This window comes from Citrobacter sp. Cb004, from assembly GCF_030337065.1.
Classification (GTDB): Bacteria; Pseudomonadota; Gammaproteobacteria; order Enterobacterales; family Enterobacteriaceae; genus Citrobacter; species Citrobacter braakii.
On the sequence record NZ_JAOWCH010000024.1, the window covers coordinates 1 to 231 of the forward strand.

At 51.1% G+C, this 231-nt stretch carries 1 tRNA gene; it reads right to left on the reverse strand.

Annotation, left to right across the window (positions count from 1 at the left end):
• Positions 1 to 59, reverse strand: a tRNA-Arg gene (locus tag OGV65_RS00855).
• Between the last annotated feature and the right edge of the window lie 172 nt (positions 60 to 231).

Genomic DNA, 231 nt, shown 5'->3' on the forward strand with positions numbered 1-231 from the left:
GGGAGGATTCGAACCTCCGACCGCTCGGTTCGTAGCCGAGTACTCTATCCAGCTGAGCTACGGATGCATCAGGGAAACTTACTTACTGCAGATTTGATATCACTGCTAAAGTGATATCGATTTTCTGTAACAACGCTAATGCGCTATTGCAGAGAAGATGGTGCATCCGGGAGGATTCGAACCTCCGACCGCTCGGTTCGTAGCCGAGTACTCTATCCAGCTGAGCTACGG